Annotated in this window: 16 protein-coding genes; 7 read left to right on the top strand and 9 right to left on the bottom strand. The window is 69.5% G+C overall.

Going from position 1 to position 14,522, the window contains the following annotated elements:
* The first annotated feature begins 4 nt into the window (after nucleotides 1-4).
* Both deoC and Q0Z83_RS33185 read left to right on the top strand, forming a co-directional pair.
* Complete coding sequence (gene deoC / locus Q0Z83_RS33190; RefSeq protein WP_317787179.1) at nucleotides 5-700, top strand: deoxyribose-phosphate aldolase; 696 nt, start codon at nucleotides 5-7, stop codon at nucleotides 698-700.
* A gap of 113 nt (nucleotides 701-813) precedes the next feature.
* Nucleotides 814-1,719, top strand: a complete 906-nt coding sequence (locus tag Q0Z83_RS33185; RefSeq protein WP_317787178.1) for an aminotransferase class IV — start codon at nucleotides 814-816, stop codon at nucleotides 1,717-1,719.
* Nucleotides 1,720-1,743: 24 nt separating this feature from the next.
* Here Q0Z83_RS33185 and Q0Z83_RS33180 read toward each other — a convergent pair whose 3' ends face one another.
* Genes Q0Z83_RS33180 through Q0Z83_RS33170 form a run of 3 tightly spaced genes read right to left on the bottom strand, consistent with a single transcriptional unit; the run spans nucleotide 1,744 to nucleotide 3,228 of the window.
* The gene (locus Q0Z83_RS33180; protein WP_317787177.1) at nucleotides 1,744-2,202 is read right to left on the bottom strand and encodes a hypothetical protein; all 459 of its coding nucleotides are present in this window, start codon (nucleotides 2,200-2,202) and stop codon (nucleotides 1,744-1,746) included.
* A gap of 56 nt (nucleotides 2,203-2,258) precedes the next feature.
* Complete coding sequence (locus Q0Z83_RS33175) at nucleotides 2,259-2,963, bottom strand: sulfotransferase-like domain-containing protein (RefSeq protein ID WP_317787176.1); 705 nt, start codon at nucleotides 2,961-2,963, stop codon at nucleotides 2,259-2,261.
* 19 nt (nucleotides 2,964-2,982) lie between these two features.
* The gene (locus Q0Z83_RS33170; protein ID WP_317787175.1) at nucleotides 2,983-3,228 is read right to left on the bottom strand and encodes a cupin domain-containing protein; all 246 of its coding nucleotides are present in this window, start codon (nucleotides 3,226-3,228) and stop codon (nucleotides 2,983-2,985) included.
* On the opposite strand from Q0Z83_RS33170, the gene Q0Z83_RS33165 reads away from it, so the two are divergent.
* On the top strand, nucleotides 3,214-3,459 hold the full coding sequence (locus Q0Z83_RS33165) for a flavin reductase family protein (protein WP_317787174.1): 246 nt from the start codon (nucleotides 3,214-3,216) through the stop codon (nucleotides 3,457-3,459). The genes Q0Z83_RS33170 and Q0Z83_RS33165 overlap by 15 nt on opposite strands.
* A 43-nt stretch (nucleotides 3,460-3,502) precedes the next feature.
* Here Q0Z83_RS33165 and Q0Z83_RS33160 read toward each other — a convergent pair whose 3' ends face one another.
* The 6 genes from Q0Z83_RS33160 to Q0Z83_RS33135 form a co-directional block, all read right to left on the bottom strand.
* Nucleotides 3,503-4,261: a sulfite exporter TauE/SafE family protein gene (locus Q0Z83_RS33160; protein WP_317787173.1), complete on the bottom strand. Its 759-nt coding sequence runs from the start codon at nucleotides 4,259-4,261 to the stop codon at nucleotides 3,503-3,505.
* A 3-nt stretch (nucleotides 4,262-4,264) separates the two neighbouring features.
* On the bottom strand, nucleotides 4,265-5,803 hold the full coding sequence (locus Q0Z83_RS33155) for an aldehyde dehydrogenase (NADP(+)) (RefSeq protein ID WP_317787172.1): 1,539 nt from the start codon (nucleotides 5,801-5,803) through the stop codon (nucleotides 4,265-4,267).
* 268 nt (nucleotides 5,804-6,071) lie between these two features.
* On the bottom strand, nucleotides 6,072-7,199 hold the full coding sequence (locus Q0Z83_RS33150; RefSeq protein ID WP_317787171.1) for an L-talarate/galactarate dehydratase: 1,128 nt from the start codon (nucleotides 7,197-7,199) through the stop codon (nucleotides 6,072-6,074).
* A 3-nt stretch (nucleotides 7,200-7,202) separates the two neighbouring features.
* On the bottom strand, nucleotides 7,203-8,525 hold the full coding sequence (locus Q0Z83_RS33145; RefSeq protein WP_317787170.1) for an enolase C-terminal domain-like protein: 1,323 nt from the start codon (nucleotides 8,523-8,525) through the stop codon (nucleotides 7,203-7,205).
* Entirely contained in the window at nucleotides 8,522-9,439 is a 918-nt protein-coding gene (gene kdgD / locus Q0Z83_RS33140; protein ID WP_317787169.1) for a 5-dehydro-4-deoxyglucarate dehydratase, read from the bottom strand. Before kdgD ends, Q0Z83_RS33145 begins: the two co-directional genes overlap by 4 nt.
* A gap of 63 nt (nucleotides 9,440-9,502) precedes the next feature.
* Complete coding sequence (locus Q0Z83_RS33135) at nucleotides 9,503-10,390, bottom strand: LysR family transcriptional regulator (protein WP_317787168.1); 888 nt, start codon at nucleotides 10,388-10,390, stop codon at nucleotides 9,503-9,505.
* 104 nt (nucleotides 10,391-10,494) lie between these two features.
* Between Q0Z83_RS33135 and Q0Z83_RS33130 the strand changes: the two genes are divergently transcribed.
* The 4 genes from Q0Z83_RS33130 to Q0Z83_RS33115 are packed head-to-tail and all read left to right on the top strand — an operon-like array spanning nucleotide 10,495 to nucleotide 14,245.
* Nucleotides 10,495-11,484, top strand: coding sequence for a tripartite tricarboxylate transporter substrate binding protein (locus Q0Z83_RS33130; protein ID WP_317787167.1), 990 nt, complete (start codon nucleotides 10,495-10,497; stop codon nucleotides 11,482-11,484).
* On the top strand, nucleotides 11,481-11,933 hold the full coding sequence (locus tag Q0Z83_RS33125) for a tripartite tricarboxylate transporter TctB family protein (protein ID WP_317787166.1): 453 nt from the start codon (nucleotides 11,481-11,483) through the stop codon (nucleotides 11,931-11,933). The genes Q0Z83_RS33130 and Q0Z83_RS33125 overlap by 4 nt, the downstream gene beginning before the upstream one ends.
* 15 nt (nucleotides 11,934-11,948) lie before the next feature.
* Nucleotides 11,949-13,850, top strand: coding sequence for a tripartite tricarboxylate transporter permease (locus tag Q0Z83_RS33120; protein WP_317787165.1), 1,902 nt, complete (start codon nucleotides 11,949-11,951; stop codon nucleotides 13,848-13,850).
* Nucleotides 13,847-14,245 carry a universal stress protein gene (locus Q0Z83_RS33115; protein WP_317787164.1) on the top strand — a complete coding sequence of 133 codons (399 nt, stop codon included), beginning with the start codon at nucleotides 13,847-13,849 and terminating at the stop codon, nucleotides 14,243-14,245. The genes Q0Z83_RS33120 and Q0Z83_RS33115 overlap by 4 nt, the downstream gene beginning before the upstream one ends.
* Nucleotides 14,246-14,522 lie beyond the last annotated feature (277 nt).

Genomic DNA, 14,522 nt, shown 5'->3' with positions numbered 1-14,522 from the left:
TTCCATGAACTTCACCGTGCCGCAGATCGCGAAGATGATCGACCACTCCATCCTCCGGCCCGAGTTCACCCTGGAAGACCTGCGCGAAGGCTGCGCGATCGCCAAGAAGTACGACGTCGCCTCGGTGTGCGTCCGGCCGGTCGACGTGACGGTCGCGGTCGATCTGCTGCGCGGCACCAACGTCATGGTCGGCACGGTCGTCGGCTTCCCACACGGCGACACCCCCACCTCGGTCAAGATCGCGGAGACCGAGCTCGCCGTGCACCAGGGCGCCAAGGAGATCGACATGGTGCTCAACATCGGCTGGCTGCGCTCCGGTGACATCGCCGCCGTCGAACACGAGATCGGCCTCATCGTGAAGGCCGCCGGCAGCGCGCACGTCAAGGTCATCCTCGAGACGGCGTACCTCACCGACGAGCAGAAACTCGCCGCCTGCTGGGCCGCCGAGCGCGCCGGCGCGGCGTTCGTGAAGACCTCCACCGGCTTCGCCCCGAAGGGCGCCACCATCGACGACCTCGCGCTGATGCGCTCCGCGGTCTCCCCGAAGGTGCAGGTCAAGGCCTCCGGCGGGGTGCGGACCCTGGACGCGATGATCGCGATGGCCGGCGTCGGCGTGACACGTTTCGGCACCTCCGCCACCAGCGAGATCCTGCAGGACCTGGCCCGCCGCCAGGTCTCGGTTCCGGGTGGCCGGGCTTAGATCTCTTCCGCGGTACGGACGAGCCGGCCCCGACCCGAACGGGGCCGGCTCGTCATTCCTCGCCCTTGCTCGCCCGCCGGTCGCATTCCCTTCCTCGCCGGTAGGCTGGGCCGATGCTTCAGCGGTACGACGAGCGCAATGCCGGTATCCAGTACTGGGTCAACGGGAACCTGCTGCACCGTGACCAGCCCGGCCTCTCCCCGTTCGACTCGGTGGTCCAGGGTGGTGACGCGGTCTGGGAGGGTCTGCGGCTCTATCGGGGCGCGATCTTCGGGCTCACCGAGCACCTGGCCCGGCTGCGGCGGTCGGCGCTGGCCCTCGGGTTCACCGACATCCCGGCCGACGACACGATCATCGAGGCGATCGTCGCCACGCTGCGGGCCAACGAGATGACCGACGGGGTGCACCTCCGGCTCACGCTGACCCGTGGGGTGAAGGTGACCAGCGGCATGGACCCGCGCCTCAACCGGGCCGGGCCGACCCTGATCGTGCTGGCCGAGCACAAGCCACCGGTCTACGACACCGGCGGACTCAGCCTGGCCACGTCGAGCATCCGCCGCCCGTCCCCGGACGTGCTGGACCCGAAGATCCACCACAACAACCTGATCAACTCGATCCTCGCCAAGATCGAGGCGAACGCGGCCGGCGCCGACGACGCCCTCATGCTCGACCAGCGGGGCTTCGTCGCCGAGACCAACGCCACCCACCTGTTCGCGGTGACGGACGGTCGCCTGGTCACCCCCACGACCGCCGCCTGTCCGGAAGGGATCACCCGCCAGACGGTCCTCGACCTGGCCGCCCGACACGACATCCCGGCCGTGGTCCGCGACGTGTCGCTCACCGAGATGTACACCGCCGACGAAGTCTTCTGCACCGGCACGATGGGCGAGATCGCCGCGGTCACCACGATCGACGGCCGCCGCGTCGGCGACGGGTCGGTGGGCCCGCTGACCGCCCGGGTGGCCGAGATCTACCAGGAACACGCCAGCACCAACGGCGTCCGCCTCCTGGACGCCTGACACTCCCGTCGGCGTCGCTGGGCGTCAGCGGGAGCTGATGCCCAGCGCGGCCAGCAGTTCGGTGAAGGTCTCCTCGGCGAAGGTGTTCTTCGCGGTCAGTGCGGCCCGGACCGCCTCCGGGTCGGCGACGAGTCCGGCTTCGGTGGACCAGGCGACGGCCAGTTCGACGATCTCGTCCGGGGAGTGCGGCAGCGGCGGGGCGCCGAAGGCCTCCGCGTTGTCGGGGTGCAGATAGGCGGCCCAGTCGACACCGGCCGGACTGAGGGCCTGGACGTGCGCCATGTCGCTGTCGAGCACCACCGCCACCAGCGCCGGGGCACCGGTGGCGGTCACCAGCCCGGGGAGCGCGGAGCTCTCCGGAAAGCCGTCGAGCTGCAGCTCGTGCCAGCCGTCGGGGAACTCCTTCGACCACAACACGTCCAGGTCGCCGACTGCCGCCGGCCGCTCGGCCTTCGCCACGTAGATGCCCCCGCTGTACCCCATGCCCGCTCTCCTCGATCGATGGATGCGAAATCATTGCACGGGAGTACGGGTCGCGGTCAGAGGCGGTGGGCGGCCAGTTCCTCGTAGTAGGGGAGGGCGGCCTCGACCAGCGGACGCAGGCGGTCCGGGACCTCGGCCGGGGACGGGTTGTAGGGGGCGAAACCGGTCGAGGAGTGCACCGAGGCGTACCAATGTGGCGCCCACACGCCGTCCTCCGGTCGCGGGCCCGGCGCCCAGGCGAGCATCGCCGGGTCGAAGGCGAAGCCGAGGCCCTCGCAGAGAAGACGTAGCGTGCGTTCGGGATCGCGGAGCACGTCGGCCGAGTCGACCACCGGCCCGCCGAACGTACGGAAGATCTCCACCTGCTGCGGGTAGCCGAGGTCGTCCAGGGTCGGCTCGCCGCGCACCTTCGAATACGACGCCACCACGTGTGCGGGGTCGCGGATCAGGAAGGCGTGGGTGAGTTTGCCGAGCCAGTCGCGCCCGATCCGGGGCAGCAGGTGGTGGGCCATGTGCTTCTGGTAGAAGACCGCCGGGTCGCCGGGAATCGAGCCGGTCAGCGTGTCGGCGACGTCCTCCCAACGCTGCGGCTGGGCGGCGAGGATCCCGTCACGGCCGGGGTGGTCGAGGCCGGTTTCGGCGAGGTAGTGGGCGTACAACGGCTCGTCGGTCACCACGGTGTCGGCGCGCGAGCCGAAGCTGCGCATCATCGCCGTGGAGATGTTGCGGGGACCTGACCACATCGCGACCCGGATCGTCATGCCCCCATCGTCACACCTGTTACAGGTGTGGTGACTCCGACGAGCCGATCGCCACGGGGCCCACCCATTTCAGGTCGGGGACGTTGACGACGATCGCCTCCTGCGTGGTCCGGGAGATCACCACGACCGCCTCGTCGTCCGGGTCCGGGTTCTCCTCGCGGTGCGGCACCCACGGCGGTACGTGGATGTAGTCGCCGGGTTTGGTGTCGACTCGGATCTCGCCCTTGTGGACGCTGACCTCTTCCGGCAGTTGCTGCGCCGGCACGCCGCGGCAGTCGTGGTGATCACCGCGCCCGGCGAACCGGCCACCGGATTCACCGCGACCTCGTTCACCTCGGTCTTTCTGGACCCGCCGCTCGTCTCGTTCTGCCTGGCCGAGTCGGCCTCGGCCTGGCCCGCGGTGGAGGCCGCCGACACCGTGGCGGTGCACGTGCTCGGGCAGGAGCAGGAGCGGGTGGCGCGTACGTTCTCGACCAGTGGGCAATGGCATCCGTGACTGCAGGGTCGGCCGTGACCGTTACGGCGGTTGCGGTGGCGGATCAGGAGGTGCCGGCGTCTTGCCAGAGGTAGGCGGCGAGGCCCAGGGCGGCTAGGGCGATGACGATGCGGAGTGGGCGTTCCGGGGTGCGGCGGACCAGGGCCGGGCCGATCCAGCTGCCGATCAGGCAGCCGAATCCCAGCAGCGCGGCGGCGGTCCAATGGACCGGGGCGATGAAGGCGTACAGGATTGCGGCGGCGGCGTTCGAAGCGCCGAGGACGACGCTCTTCACGGCGTTGGTCACTGCGAGCGGCTCGACCATCGACATGGACATGACGGCCAGCATCAGCACGCCGGCGGCTGCCCCGAAGTAGCCGCCGTAGATGCCGATCAGGAAGATCGCCAATCCGAGCGGCGGCTGCGCGAACCGTCCCTTCGGCCGCGTGTACCAGCCGCGCAGCCGGTCACGCATCAGCAGGACCACCGCGGCCACGCCGATCAGCACCGGCACGATCCGCTCGAACACCGCTGACGTCGTGTTCATCAGCAGAATCGCACCGGTGGTGCCGCCGAGCAGCGCGAACACACTCTGCCGGAGAATCCTTCGGCCCTGGCCGCGCAGCTCCGGCCTCGATCCAGCGGCTGACCCGGCGCCGCTGGCGAGCAGACCGACCGAGTTGGTCACGTTGGCGGCGATCGGCGGGAGCCCGACGGCGAGCAATGTCGGGTAACTGATCAGCGAAGCCAATCCCGCCATCGAACCTGTCAACCCGGAACCGACACCCCCGGCCAGCAGTAGTACCGCATGATCGAATTGCACCCCTCAGAGTCTGGTGTGAAGCACCCCGTCGATCCGTCGCGGAACGCTGTCGTATTCGTCACGCAACTCCGGCGGGAGCAGGTCGGCTGGCGCGTTCTGCCAGGTCACCGGCCGAAGGAACCGACGGATGGCGGTTGCTCCGACCGACGTGTGCTGCGTGTTGGTGGCCGGCCATGGCCCCCCGTGATGCTGCGCCCAGGCAACCGCCACGCCTGTGGGGTACCCGTCGTAGACGAGACGCCCGGTCCGGGAACGCAACCGGTGGGTCAACTCGGCCGGCAGGTCCGTCTCGCCGGACCCTCGGTGCACAGTGGCGGTCAGGGAAGGTGGCAGCCCGTCAAGGGCCGCGAACAGTTCCGCCTCATCGGTCCATCGGGCCACCACGGTGACAGGCCCGAAGCACTCCTCGGTCGCCTCCGGCGGAAGCGCCGCCGCCGAGGCGGTGAACAGAAGCGGTGTGGCTCTGGCCGGTTGGTCGCTCACCGTCTGATCTCGGGTGTCCCCTGGCGTTAGTTGAGAGTGGGCCGAGGCACCTGCGGCGGCGGCCGCCAGCGCGGACGTGCCCTGCTGGTAGGAGGTGGCGATGCCGTTGTTGAGCATCACCATCGGTTCCAGGTCGGCGATTGCTTCCTGGATCGCGGTGACCAGGCGGTCTCCGTCCGCGCCGGCGGGGACGAACAGCAGACCGGGTTTGGTGCAGAACTGGCCGGCTCCCAGGGTGAACGATGCCGCGAACTCAGCGCCGATCCGCTCGGCCCGGTCGGCGACGGCCGCCGGGGTGACGATGACAGGATTGAGGCTGCTGAGTTCGCCGTAGAAGGGGATCGGCTCGGGGCGCTGTTCGATGATCGCGAGCAGGGCACGGCCGCCGGTGACCGAGCCGGTGAAGCCGACCGCCCGGATCGCCGGATGGGCGACCAGGTCGGCGCCCGCCCGCAGGCCGTGCACGATGCCGAAGGTGCCTTCCGGGGCGCCGGCCTTCCGACTGGCCTCGGCGAGGATCTCGTAGCAGAGCTGCGACGTTGCCGGATGGGAATGGTGTGCCTTGAGGACCACAGGGCTGCCCGCAGCGATGGCCGAGGCCGTGTCGCCGCCGGGGACCGAGAAGGCGAGCGGGAAGTTGCCGGCGCCAAAGACCGCGACCGGTCCGATCGGCACGAGCATCCGCCGCAGGTCCGGGCGCGGCCCCATCGGGGTGTCTCCTGGACGGTCGATCGTGACCTCGAGATATCCGCCGTCACGCAGCACCTCGCTGAACAGCCGCAGCTGGTAGCAGGTCCGGCTCAGCTCGCCGTTGAGCCGGACGGTCCCGAGCGCGGTCTCCCGATCGGCCACCTCGACGATGCGGTCCCGCTGCGCCTCCAACGCTGTGGCCAGATCGTCGAGCAGTGCCGCCCGCCCGTCGCGGCCCAGGTCCTCGAGCGGTCCGGCAGCCGCGAGCGCGGCTGAACAGATCGCGCCGACCTGCTCGGTCGTGGTCTCCTCGGCGACGATCTCCACGGTCCTGCCGCTGCGCGGATCGATGCTGGGAACGCCGGTCATTCTGTGCCCTCCACGAGATCGAGGTTGAGGCCGGGCCTGCTGCCCAGACACATCGGTGTTGCCGTCGCGAGTCCCAGTCTGGTCCGAAGGCGGTCCGGTGCGCCACGTGAACGATTCACGATCGGGTCGCCCGTGGCGCGCGAAGCCGTTACCGCCGGAGCGGTGACCAGCCGGACGTTGAGGGCCTTGACCGGTGGCGCTGTGTGAGGCTGCGACGTCAGGCGGCCGGTCGAGCGATGCGGCCCTGTGGTGGGTGACGGTCGGTTGATCATGGCGGGGTGCCGAGGTCGGCCCGGTCGACGGTCCACTGGCGGGCCTGGTCGCTGATGGTCACGCCGAGGCCGGGACGATCGGAGAGATGGATGCGCCCGTCGCGGATCTCCAAGCGCTCGTCGAAGAGCGGGTGCAGCCAGTCGAAGTGCTCGATCCACGGTTCGTGGGGATATGCGGCGGCCAGGTGGGCGTGGATCTCCATGGCGAAGTGCGGCGCCATGATCAGGTTGGCGTGCTCGGCGAGGCCTGCCAGCCGCAGGAACTGTGTGATGCCGCCGATCCGGGGCGCATCCGGCTGGATGATGTCGACAGCGCCGTGCCGGATCAGCTCGTGATGCTCGGCCACGCTGGTCAACATCTCACCCGAGGCGATCGCCGTGTCCAGGCTGCGGGCCAGCGCTGCGTGCCCCTCCGCGTCGTAGGCGTCGAGTGGCTCCTCGATCCAGACGAGCCCGAACTCCTCCAGCGCTCGCCCGATCCGCTGTGCGGTGGGCCGGTCCCACTGCTGGTTGGCGTCGACCATGAGTGGTGTCTCGTCGCCGACGTGCTCACGCACCGCCCGCACCCGGGCCAGGTCGACCGCCGCCGACGGATGCCCCACCTTGATCTTGATGCCGCCGATCCCGGAGGCGAGGGAGGCGGTGGCGTTGCTCAGCACCTGCTCGATCGGCTCGTGCAGAAACCCGCCCGAGGTGTCATAGCAGCGCACCGAGTCGCGGTGGGCGCCGAGCAGCTTGGCCAGCGGCAGTCCGGCCCGTTTCGCCTTGAGATCCCAGAGCGCCACGTCGATCGCCGCGATCGCCTGGGTGGAGGCACCGCTGCGCCCGACCGAGGCGCCGGCCCACACGAGCCTGGTCCAGAGCCGCTGAATGTCGTTGGGGTCCTGGCCGAGCAGCTCGGGCGCGACCTCCCGGGCGTGTGCGAACTGGGCCGGCCCTCCGGCTCGTTTGCTATAGCTGAAGCCCACACCCTCCAGACCGGACTCGGCACGGATCTCCGCGAAGAGGAAGGCGACCTCCGTCATCGGGCGTTGCCGACCGGTGAGCACCTTGGCGTCACTGATCGCCTGTTTCAGCGGCAGCGTGACGGAGGAGAGCGTGATACCTGTGATTCGGTCAGTCATGGGTCACCGCACCAGACAGGGGCGCTTGGGGTCGAAGCGCCAACCGGGTAGGAGGTACTGCATGGCCGTGGTGTCGTCGCGCCCGCCGAGCCCGTGTTCCAGGTAGAGCTCGTGGGCCGCGGCGAGGGCGTCGCGATCGAGATCGACACCGAGACCGGGGGTGGACGGTACGGCGATGGCACCGTCACGGATCGGGAGCGGCTCACGGGTGAGCCGCTGACCGTCCTGCCAGATCCAGTGGGTGTCGAGTGCGGTGATCTCCCCGGGCGCCGCAGCGCCGACGTGCGCGAACATCGCCAGCGATATGTCGAAGTGGTTGTTGGAATGCGAGCCCCAGGTCAACCCGAAGTCGTGGCAGAGTTGGGCGACGCGGACCGACCCTCGCATGGTCCAGAAGTGCGGGTCGGCGAGCGGGATGTCGACGGCGTGTGCGCGGACGGCATGGGCCATCTGTCGCCAGTCGGTGGCGATCATGTTGGTAGCCGTGCGTAACCCGGTGGCACGTCGGAACTCGGCCATCGTCTCCCGCCCGGACAGGTCGCCCTCGGCCCCGACCGGATCCTCGGCGTAGGCCAGCACACCGTGCAGGTCACGGCAGAGCGCGATGGCGTCCTCCAGCAGCCAGCCGCCGTTGGGATCCAGCGTGATCCGTGCGTCGGGAAACCGCTCGGCCAGGGCACGCACCGCCTCGACCTCCAGCTCTCCGGCGAACACGCCACCCTTGAGCTTGAAGTCGTGGAACCCGTAACGGGTTTGGGCGGCCTCGGCGAGCGCGACGATCGCCGACGGGGTGAGAGCGGGCGCGCGACGTAGTCGTTCCCAGTCGTCGGCCGGGTCGGTCTCGTGCTGGTAGGGCAGGTCGGTGCGGGACGTGTCACCGATGTAGAAGAGGTATCCGAGCACCGGCACGCTGTCTCGTTGCCTGCCCTCACCGAGCAACTCGGCGACCGGGACCCCCAGATGCCGGCCGAGCAGGTCGAGCAGTGCCGACTCCAGTGCGGTCACCGCGTGGATGGTGACGCGTAGATCGTACGTCTGAAGGCCCCGACCACCGGAATCCTGCGCGGCATGGATCTCGGCGAAGCTGCGCAGCAGCGAGGCGAACTCGGCGACGGGTCTGCCGATCAACAGTCCACCGGCGGTTTCCAGGGTGCGGCGGATCGCCTCGCCGCCGGGTGCCTCGCCCAGCCCGGTGCGGCCTTCGCTGTCGGTGAGGACCACCACGGTACGGGTGAAGAACGGCCCGTGAGCCCCGCTGAGATTGAGCAGCATGCTGTCGTTACCGGCGACCGGCACCACTTCGATGCGCTCCACTGTGGGTTTCATGACCTGACCTTCTCGATCAGCCGGCTGAGGTCGGAGCGTTCGTCCTCGGTGAGGTCGGTGAGCGGGGGCCGCACCCGGCCGCCGTCGCGCCCCACCGCGGTCAGCCCGGCCTTGATGATCGAGACGGCATAGCCGCGGGCCCGGTCACGAATGTCGAGATAGGGGATGACGAAGTCGTTGAGCATCTCGTAGACGGCGACCCGGTCCTGGGCGCGCACCGCGGCGTAGAAGCGCAGCGCGAACTCGGGCAGGAAGTTGTAGAGCGCCGACGAATAGGTGCTGACGCCGAGCTGAAGCAGGGGAAGCGCGAAGGTCTCGGCCGTCGGCAGACCGCCCACATAGATCAGCCGGTCGCCGACCCGGGCGTAGGTGCGGGTCATCCGCTCGATGTCGCCGATCCCGTCCTTCAGGCCGATCAACGTGGGGTTTCGGTCGGCGAGCGTCGCGACCGTGACGTCCTCGAGGACGGCGTTGGCCCGGCTGTAGACGATCACGCCCAGCCCGCTGGCCCGGCAGACCGCCTCGACATGGGCGATCAGACCGGACTGGCTGGCCTCGGTCAGGTAGGGAGGAAAGAGCAGCAGCCCGGCGGCACCCGCCGCCTCGGCCGCCTGTGCCTGGGCGACCGCCTGCGCGGTGCTGCCGGTGGCCGGCGCGATCACCGGAACCTGCGACCCGACCTCGTCCACCGCCGCCCGGACCACGGTGTCGATCTCGGCGCTGGTGAGGGAGAAGCCCTCGCCGGTGCCGCCGGCGGCGAACAGACCCGCCACGCCGAAGCTCGCCTGCCACGACAGGTGTTCGCGGTAGCGGCTCTCGTCGAAGGCGAGGTGATCGTCGAAGTGGGTGACGGGGAACGACAGCAGGCCCGAGGCCAGCCGGGCGGCCAGGTCGAGAGGGGGAATCGCGTTCACGAAGCAACCGTAGGAACCGACCACGATGCCTGTCCAAGAGTGTTTCGGCATCGATTGATACCGTCAATGCATCAGAAAACTGAGGGCCGAGATCGCCCTCGGCAGCGCCGGATTGTCGGATCGCCGGGGCCACAGCAGGTGCAGCTCGACCGGATCGACGATCGGTGTGGCGATCGGCAGATAGTTGACGTGCGGAATCCCGATCAGCCGCGCCGACTCCGGGACGAAGGCCACCCCACGACCGCCCGAGACCAGCCACAACATGGTGATCACCTGGCTGACGGTGTGGATGACCCGCTCCTGGGCGAGTGGCACCATGCTCACCACCAGGTCGTAGAAGTACCGCGCCTTCTGCTGGGAGTGGAAGATCAGCGGCTCCCGGACCAGGTCCGCGGGAACCACCGGCCGGCGCAGCTCGGACAGCGGATGATCCTCGTGCACCGCGAGGAGCAGCGCCTCCCGGTGGAGCAGCCGGGACTCGAACAGCTCAGGGTCGAAGGGCGGCCGGGCCAGCCCCAGGTCGATGTCGCCGGCGGTCAGCGCGTCGAGCTGTTCACGGGTGACCATCTCGAAGAGCTCGATGTGCACCTCGGGCAGGTCCAGGTCGAGGTGATCGAGGATCCGGCCGAGGACGCCGAAGGTCGAGGCCGAAGTGAAGGCCAGCTTGATCACGCCGCGCATGCCGGAGGACACCCGCTGGGCCAGAGCCGGAGCGGCCTCGGCGATGACCAGGATGCGGCGGGCCTCGTTGAGGAACACGTGGCCGGCCGGGGTGAGCCGGACCCGGCGGTTGTCCCGTTCCAGCAGTTGCACCCCGACAGCTGCCTCCAGCTTCTGGATCTGCCTGCTCAACGGAGGCTGGGTCATCCGCAGCCGGACCGCTGCCCGGCCGAAGTGCAGTTCCTCGGCGACGGCGATGAAACCTCGCAGCTGTTCGAGGGAGTAAGTCATGCCGTCAAGGTATCAATCGATGCACTAATTGGCTTGGACATGCATTACTGCCCGGTCATAGGCTCGCGGCACCAGTGACCCCCCTCACAAGCGGGAGATTCCCGATGAAAATAACGCTCCCCGCGATCGGCCTGGCCGGCCTGCTCGTGCTCGCCGGCTGTGGCGGCAACCTCGGCTCCGACGGCGACAGCGGCTCCACCGCCGCCTACCCGGAACGGGCCGTCACCCTGCTGATCGGCCAGGACGCCGGCGGCAGCACCGACCTCATCGGCCGCGCCCTGGCCGATCCCGCCGGCAAGGACCTCGGGCAGGCCGTCACCGTCCAGAACCGGCCCGGCGCCAACGGGGCGGTCGCGGCGAAGGAACTGGCGTCCGCCAAGCCCGACGGCTACACGGTCATGGTGTTCGTCGGCTCGCTCGCCTACATCACGCCCCTGGCCGTGCCCGCCGACCAGGCCGTCGACGTCAACGACTACGAAGTGATCACCGGGATCTCGCAGGACGACTTCGTCCTCATCGCCAATCCGCAGACCGGGTTCAAGACGGTCCAGGACATCGTCGCCGCCAAACGGCCGATCAAGTTCGCCACCACGGGCGTCGGCACCGGCAGTCAACTCACCCAGACCCTGCTGTTCGCCCAGGCGGGGGTGGACGCCACCGCGGTGCCGTTCAACGGGGGAGCACCGGCGCTGACCGCGGTCCTCGGCGGCCAGGTCGATGTGGCGGCGGTGCAGCTCGGCGAGGCGAAGGAACAGATCGAGGCGGGCAAGGCGGTTCCGCTCGTCACGTTCGCCACTCAGCGACCCAGCTACATGCCGGACACCCCGACCGCGACCGAGGCCGGGTTCAACGTGCCGGTCCAGCAGTCCCGGGCGATCGTGGCGCCGAAGGGCACCCCCAAGGAGGTGGTGGACCGGTTGCGGGCGGCCTTCCAGAAGGGCTTCGCCGATCAGGCGTACAAGGACTTCAACACCAAGCGGCTGCTGACCGCGAACGAGGTTGACGGTGCCGCGTTGCTCCAGCAGTGGAACGGTTCGCTTCAGACGTACCGTGACCTGGTGGCCCAGCACAAGATCGACCTGAGCGCCAAGTGACCACCGAGCCCGTTGACGACCGGCCGCCCGCGGCCGGTCCGTCGGCCAACCTGATCGCCGCCGTCGTCGTGATCGCGCTCGGGGCTGCGGCGGTCGTCGGCGCCGCCGGGCTCGGATCCGGTCCGGGCACCTGGCCGATGGTCATCGGTGTCGCCCTGGTGATCCTCGGTCTGGCGCTGGCGGTGCAGGCCCGCCGCGCCGAGCCCCCCGAGCGGTTCACCCGCAGCAGTCTGCTGGTCGTCGCCGCCGTCACCAGCATGATCGCCTACGTCGCGGTGATCGCCACCATCGGCTTCGAGATCCCGACCGTGCTGCTCGCCTTCGCCTGGCTGCGTTTCCTCGGCCGGGAGAGCCTGCGGACGTCCATCGCCGTCAGCCTCGGCATTGTCGTCGTCTTCTATGCGCTGTTCGTCGGCGCGCTCGACGTCACCATCCCCCACCTGTTCTGATCCCCTGGAGGACCGTTGTCCTCGGTCATCGACGGCTTCGCGGTCGTCCTCGAACCGGCGAACCTGCTGTACTGCCTCGTCGGCGTCGTCATCGGCATGCTCATCGGCGTCCTGCCCGGGCTCGGTCCGGCCGCCACCATCGCGATCCTGCTCCCCGTCACCTTCGGTCTGGAACCGGTCACCGCGGTGATCATGCTGGCCGGCATCTTCTACGGCGCCCAGTACGGCGGCACCATCACGTCGGTTCTGCTGCGGCTGCCCGGCGAGGCATCCTCCGTCGTCACCGTCTTCGACGGCCACGCCCTCGCCCGACAGGGCAGAGCCGGCACCGCCCTCGGCATCGCCGCCATCGGGTCCTTCGTCGGCGGGACCCTCTCGATCGTCGCGCTCACTCTCGTCGCTCCGATCGTCGCCGGTTTCGCCCTCGACTTCGGCCCACCCGAGTACACCGTGCTCGCGCTGCTCGGCATCATGCTGGTCAGCACGATCAGCAGCGGTGGCCGCATCCGCGCCCTCACCGCCGCGGCGATCGGCCTGCTGCTCGCCACTGTCGGCCGCGACGACTTCACCAGCGCCGAGCGCTTCACGTTCGGCAACCTTTCGCTGGCGGACGGCATCGACTTCGTACCCATCGCGATGGGCCTTTTCGGTCTCGGCGAGATCCTCTACAACCTGGAGGAGCGCCACCGCGCGGTGCAGGCGCCCACCAGGGTCACCAACGTCTGGCCGAGCCGTGCCGACCTGCGGCAGTCGTCCGGCGCGATCGGCCGCGGTTCGGTCATCGGCTTCGTCCTCGGCATCCTGCCCGGTGGCGGTGCGGTCCTCTCGTCAATGGCCGCCTACGCGCTGGAGAAACGCCGATCCAAACATCCGGAACGCTTCGGGCAGGGCGCCATCGAGGGCGTCGCCGCGCCGGAGACCGCCAACAATGCGGCCGCGACCTCATCGTTCATCCCGCTCTTGTCGCTCGGCATTCCGGCCAACGCGACCATGGCGGTGATCTTCGGGGCGCTGCTCATCCAGGGGGTCACACCCGGGCCGCAACTGGTCACTGAGCATCCGGAGTTGTTCTGGGGCGTCGTCAACTCGATGTATCTCGGCAACGTCCTACTGTTGATCATGAGCATCCCGCTGCTCGGCGTCTTCGTCCGGATCCTGCGGGTACGAGCGGCGGTGCTGGCGCCGATCACTGTGCTGATCACACTGGTCGGGGCCTACACCGTCAACAACAGTGTCTTCGACATCGGCCTGGTGATCGGGTTCGGCGTCCTCGGCTACCTGATGAAGAAGGCCGGCTTCGATCCCGGGCCGATGGTGCTCGCGTTCGTCCTGGGCAGCCTGCTGGAGACGTCGCTGCGCCGCTCGTTGCTGCTCTTCGACGGCGACCTCACCGGTTTCCTGACCCGCCCGATCTCCGGAGTCCTCGCCGCCGCCTTCCTCGCGGTGATCCTGTTGCCCCTGGCGCGGGCGCTCCTTCACCGACGTCGTCCCAAGCCACCCCTCCCGGACGCGACTGAACGGGACGCGGGCGCCGCGGGCCGGGACGCGGGCTCGGGTGCGGCGGGACGGGAAGCGGGCGCGGCGGGTCGGGACGTGGGCTCGGGCGCGGCAGGTCGGGACGCGGGCTCGGGTGCGGCGGGACGGGAAGCGGGCGCGGCGGGACGAGGCGCGGACGTGGGCGCGGCTGGATCCGACGCGGGCGCGTCTGGGCGTGACGCGGATGCGGCTGGACGTGACGTGGGCGCGGCTGGATCTGACGCGAACGCGGCTGGACGTGATGCGTCCGCGGCTGGATCTGAAGCGGATGCGGCGGGACGTGACGCGGATGCGGCTGGATCTGGCGTGGCGGATCGTCGGAAAGCTGAGCCTGTGTCCCAGTCCGTCCGTCGTGATCTTCATCCTGAGGAGTCGGAATGACCGTCCTGGTGGGATATCTCCCTACCCCGGAGGGCGAGGCGGCCTTCGCGGCCGCGCTCGACGAGGCAACCCGCCGATCCGAATCGGTCCTGTTGATCAACTCTCCACGTGGCGGGGCACCCGTCAGCGGGGACGTGGCCGCGCCCGACGATCTTGCGGAGCTGACACGGAGAGCGGCCACCGCCGGCGTGCCCCTGGAGATCCGTCAGGCCGCGCATACGGGTCAGTTCGCTGACGTGCTGCTGGACATCGCGCGCGAAAGCCGGGCCTCCGTGATCGTCATCGGCCTCCGCCGCCGGAGTCCGGTGGGCAAGCTGTTCCTGGGCAGCACCGCGCAGCAGATCCTGCTCGACGCGGACCACCCGGTACTGGCGGTCAAGCCGAAGCGCCACTGACCCTTCACAGTCCGGGGGCCGGCAAAGACCACCGGCGGAGCAACAGCCGGGTCGCCTGCCGCGCAGTGAGTTCGGCTGTGGGCGCACTGCGCGAGCTGGTTGCGGGGCTTACCGCGGGGTGGGGCTGGTTGCGGGGCTTACCGCGCCGTGGGGCTGGTTGCGGTGACCCAAACGCATGACAGAACGACGGCACTTACTGCTCGGTGAATCCGGCTGCGGGCTCGCCGCGTGGTGGATGCGGTTGCGGGCTTGCTGCGTGGTGGATGCGGCTGGGTGG

This window comes from Actinoplanes sichuanensis, assembly GCF_033097365.1.
Classification (GTDB): Bacteria; Actinomycetota; Actinomycetes; order Mycobacteriales; family Micromonosporaceae; genus Actinoplanes; species Actinoplanes sichuanensis.
This window is presented reverse-complemented; position numbering and strand designations above follow the sequence as displayed.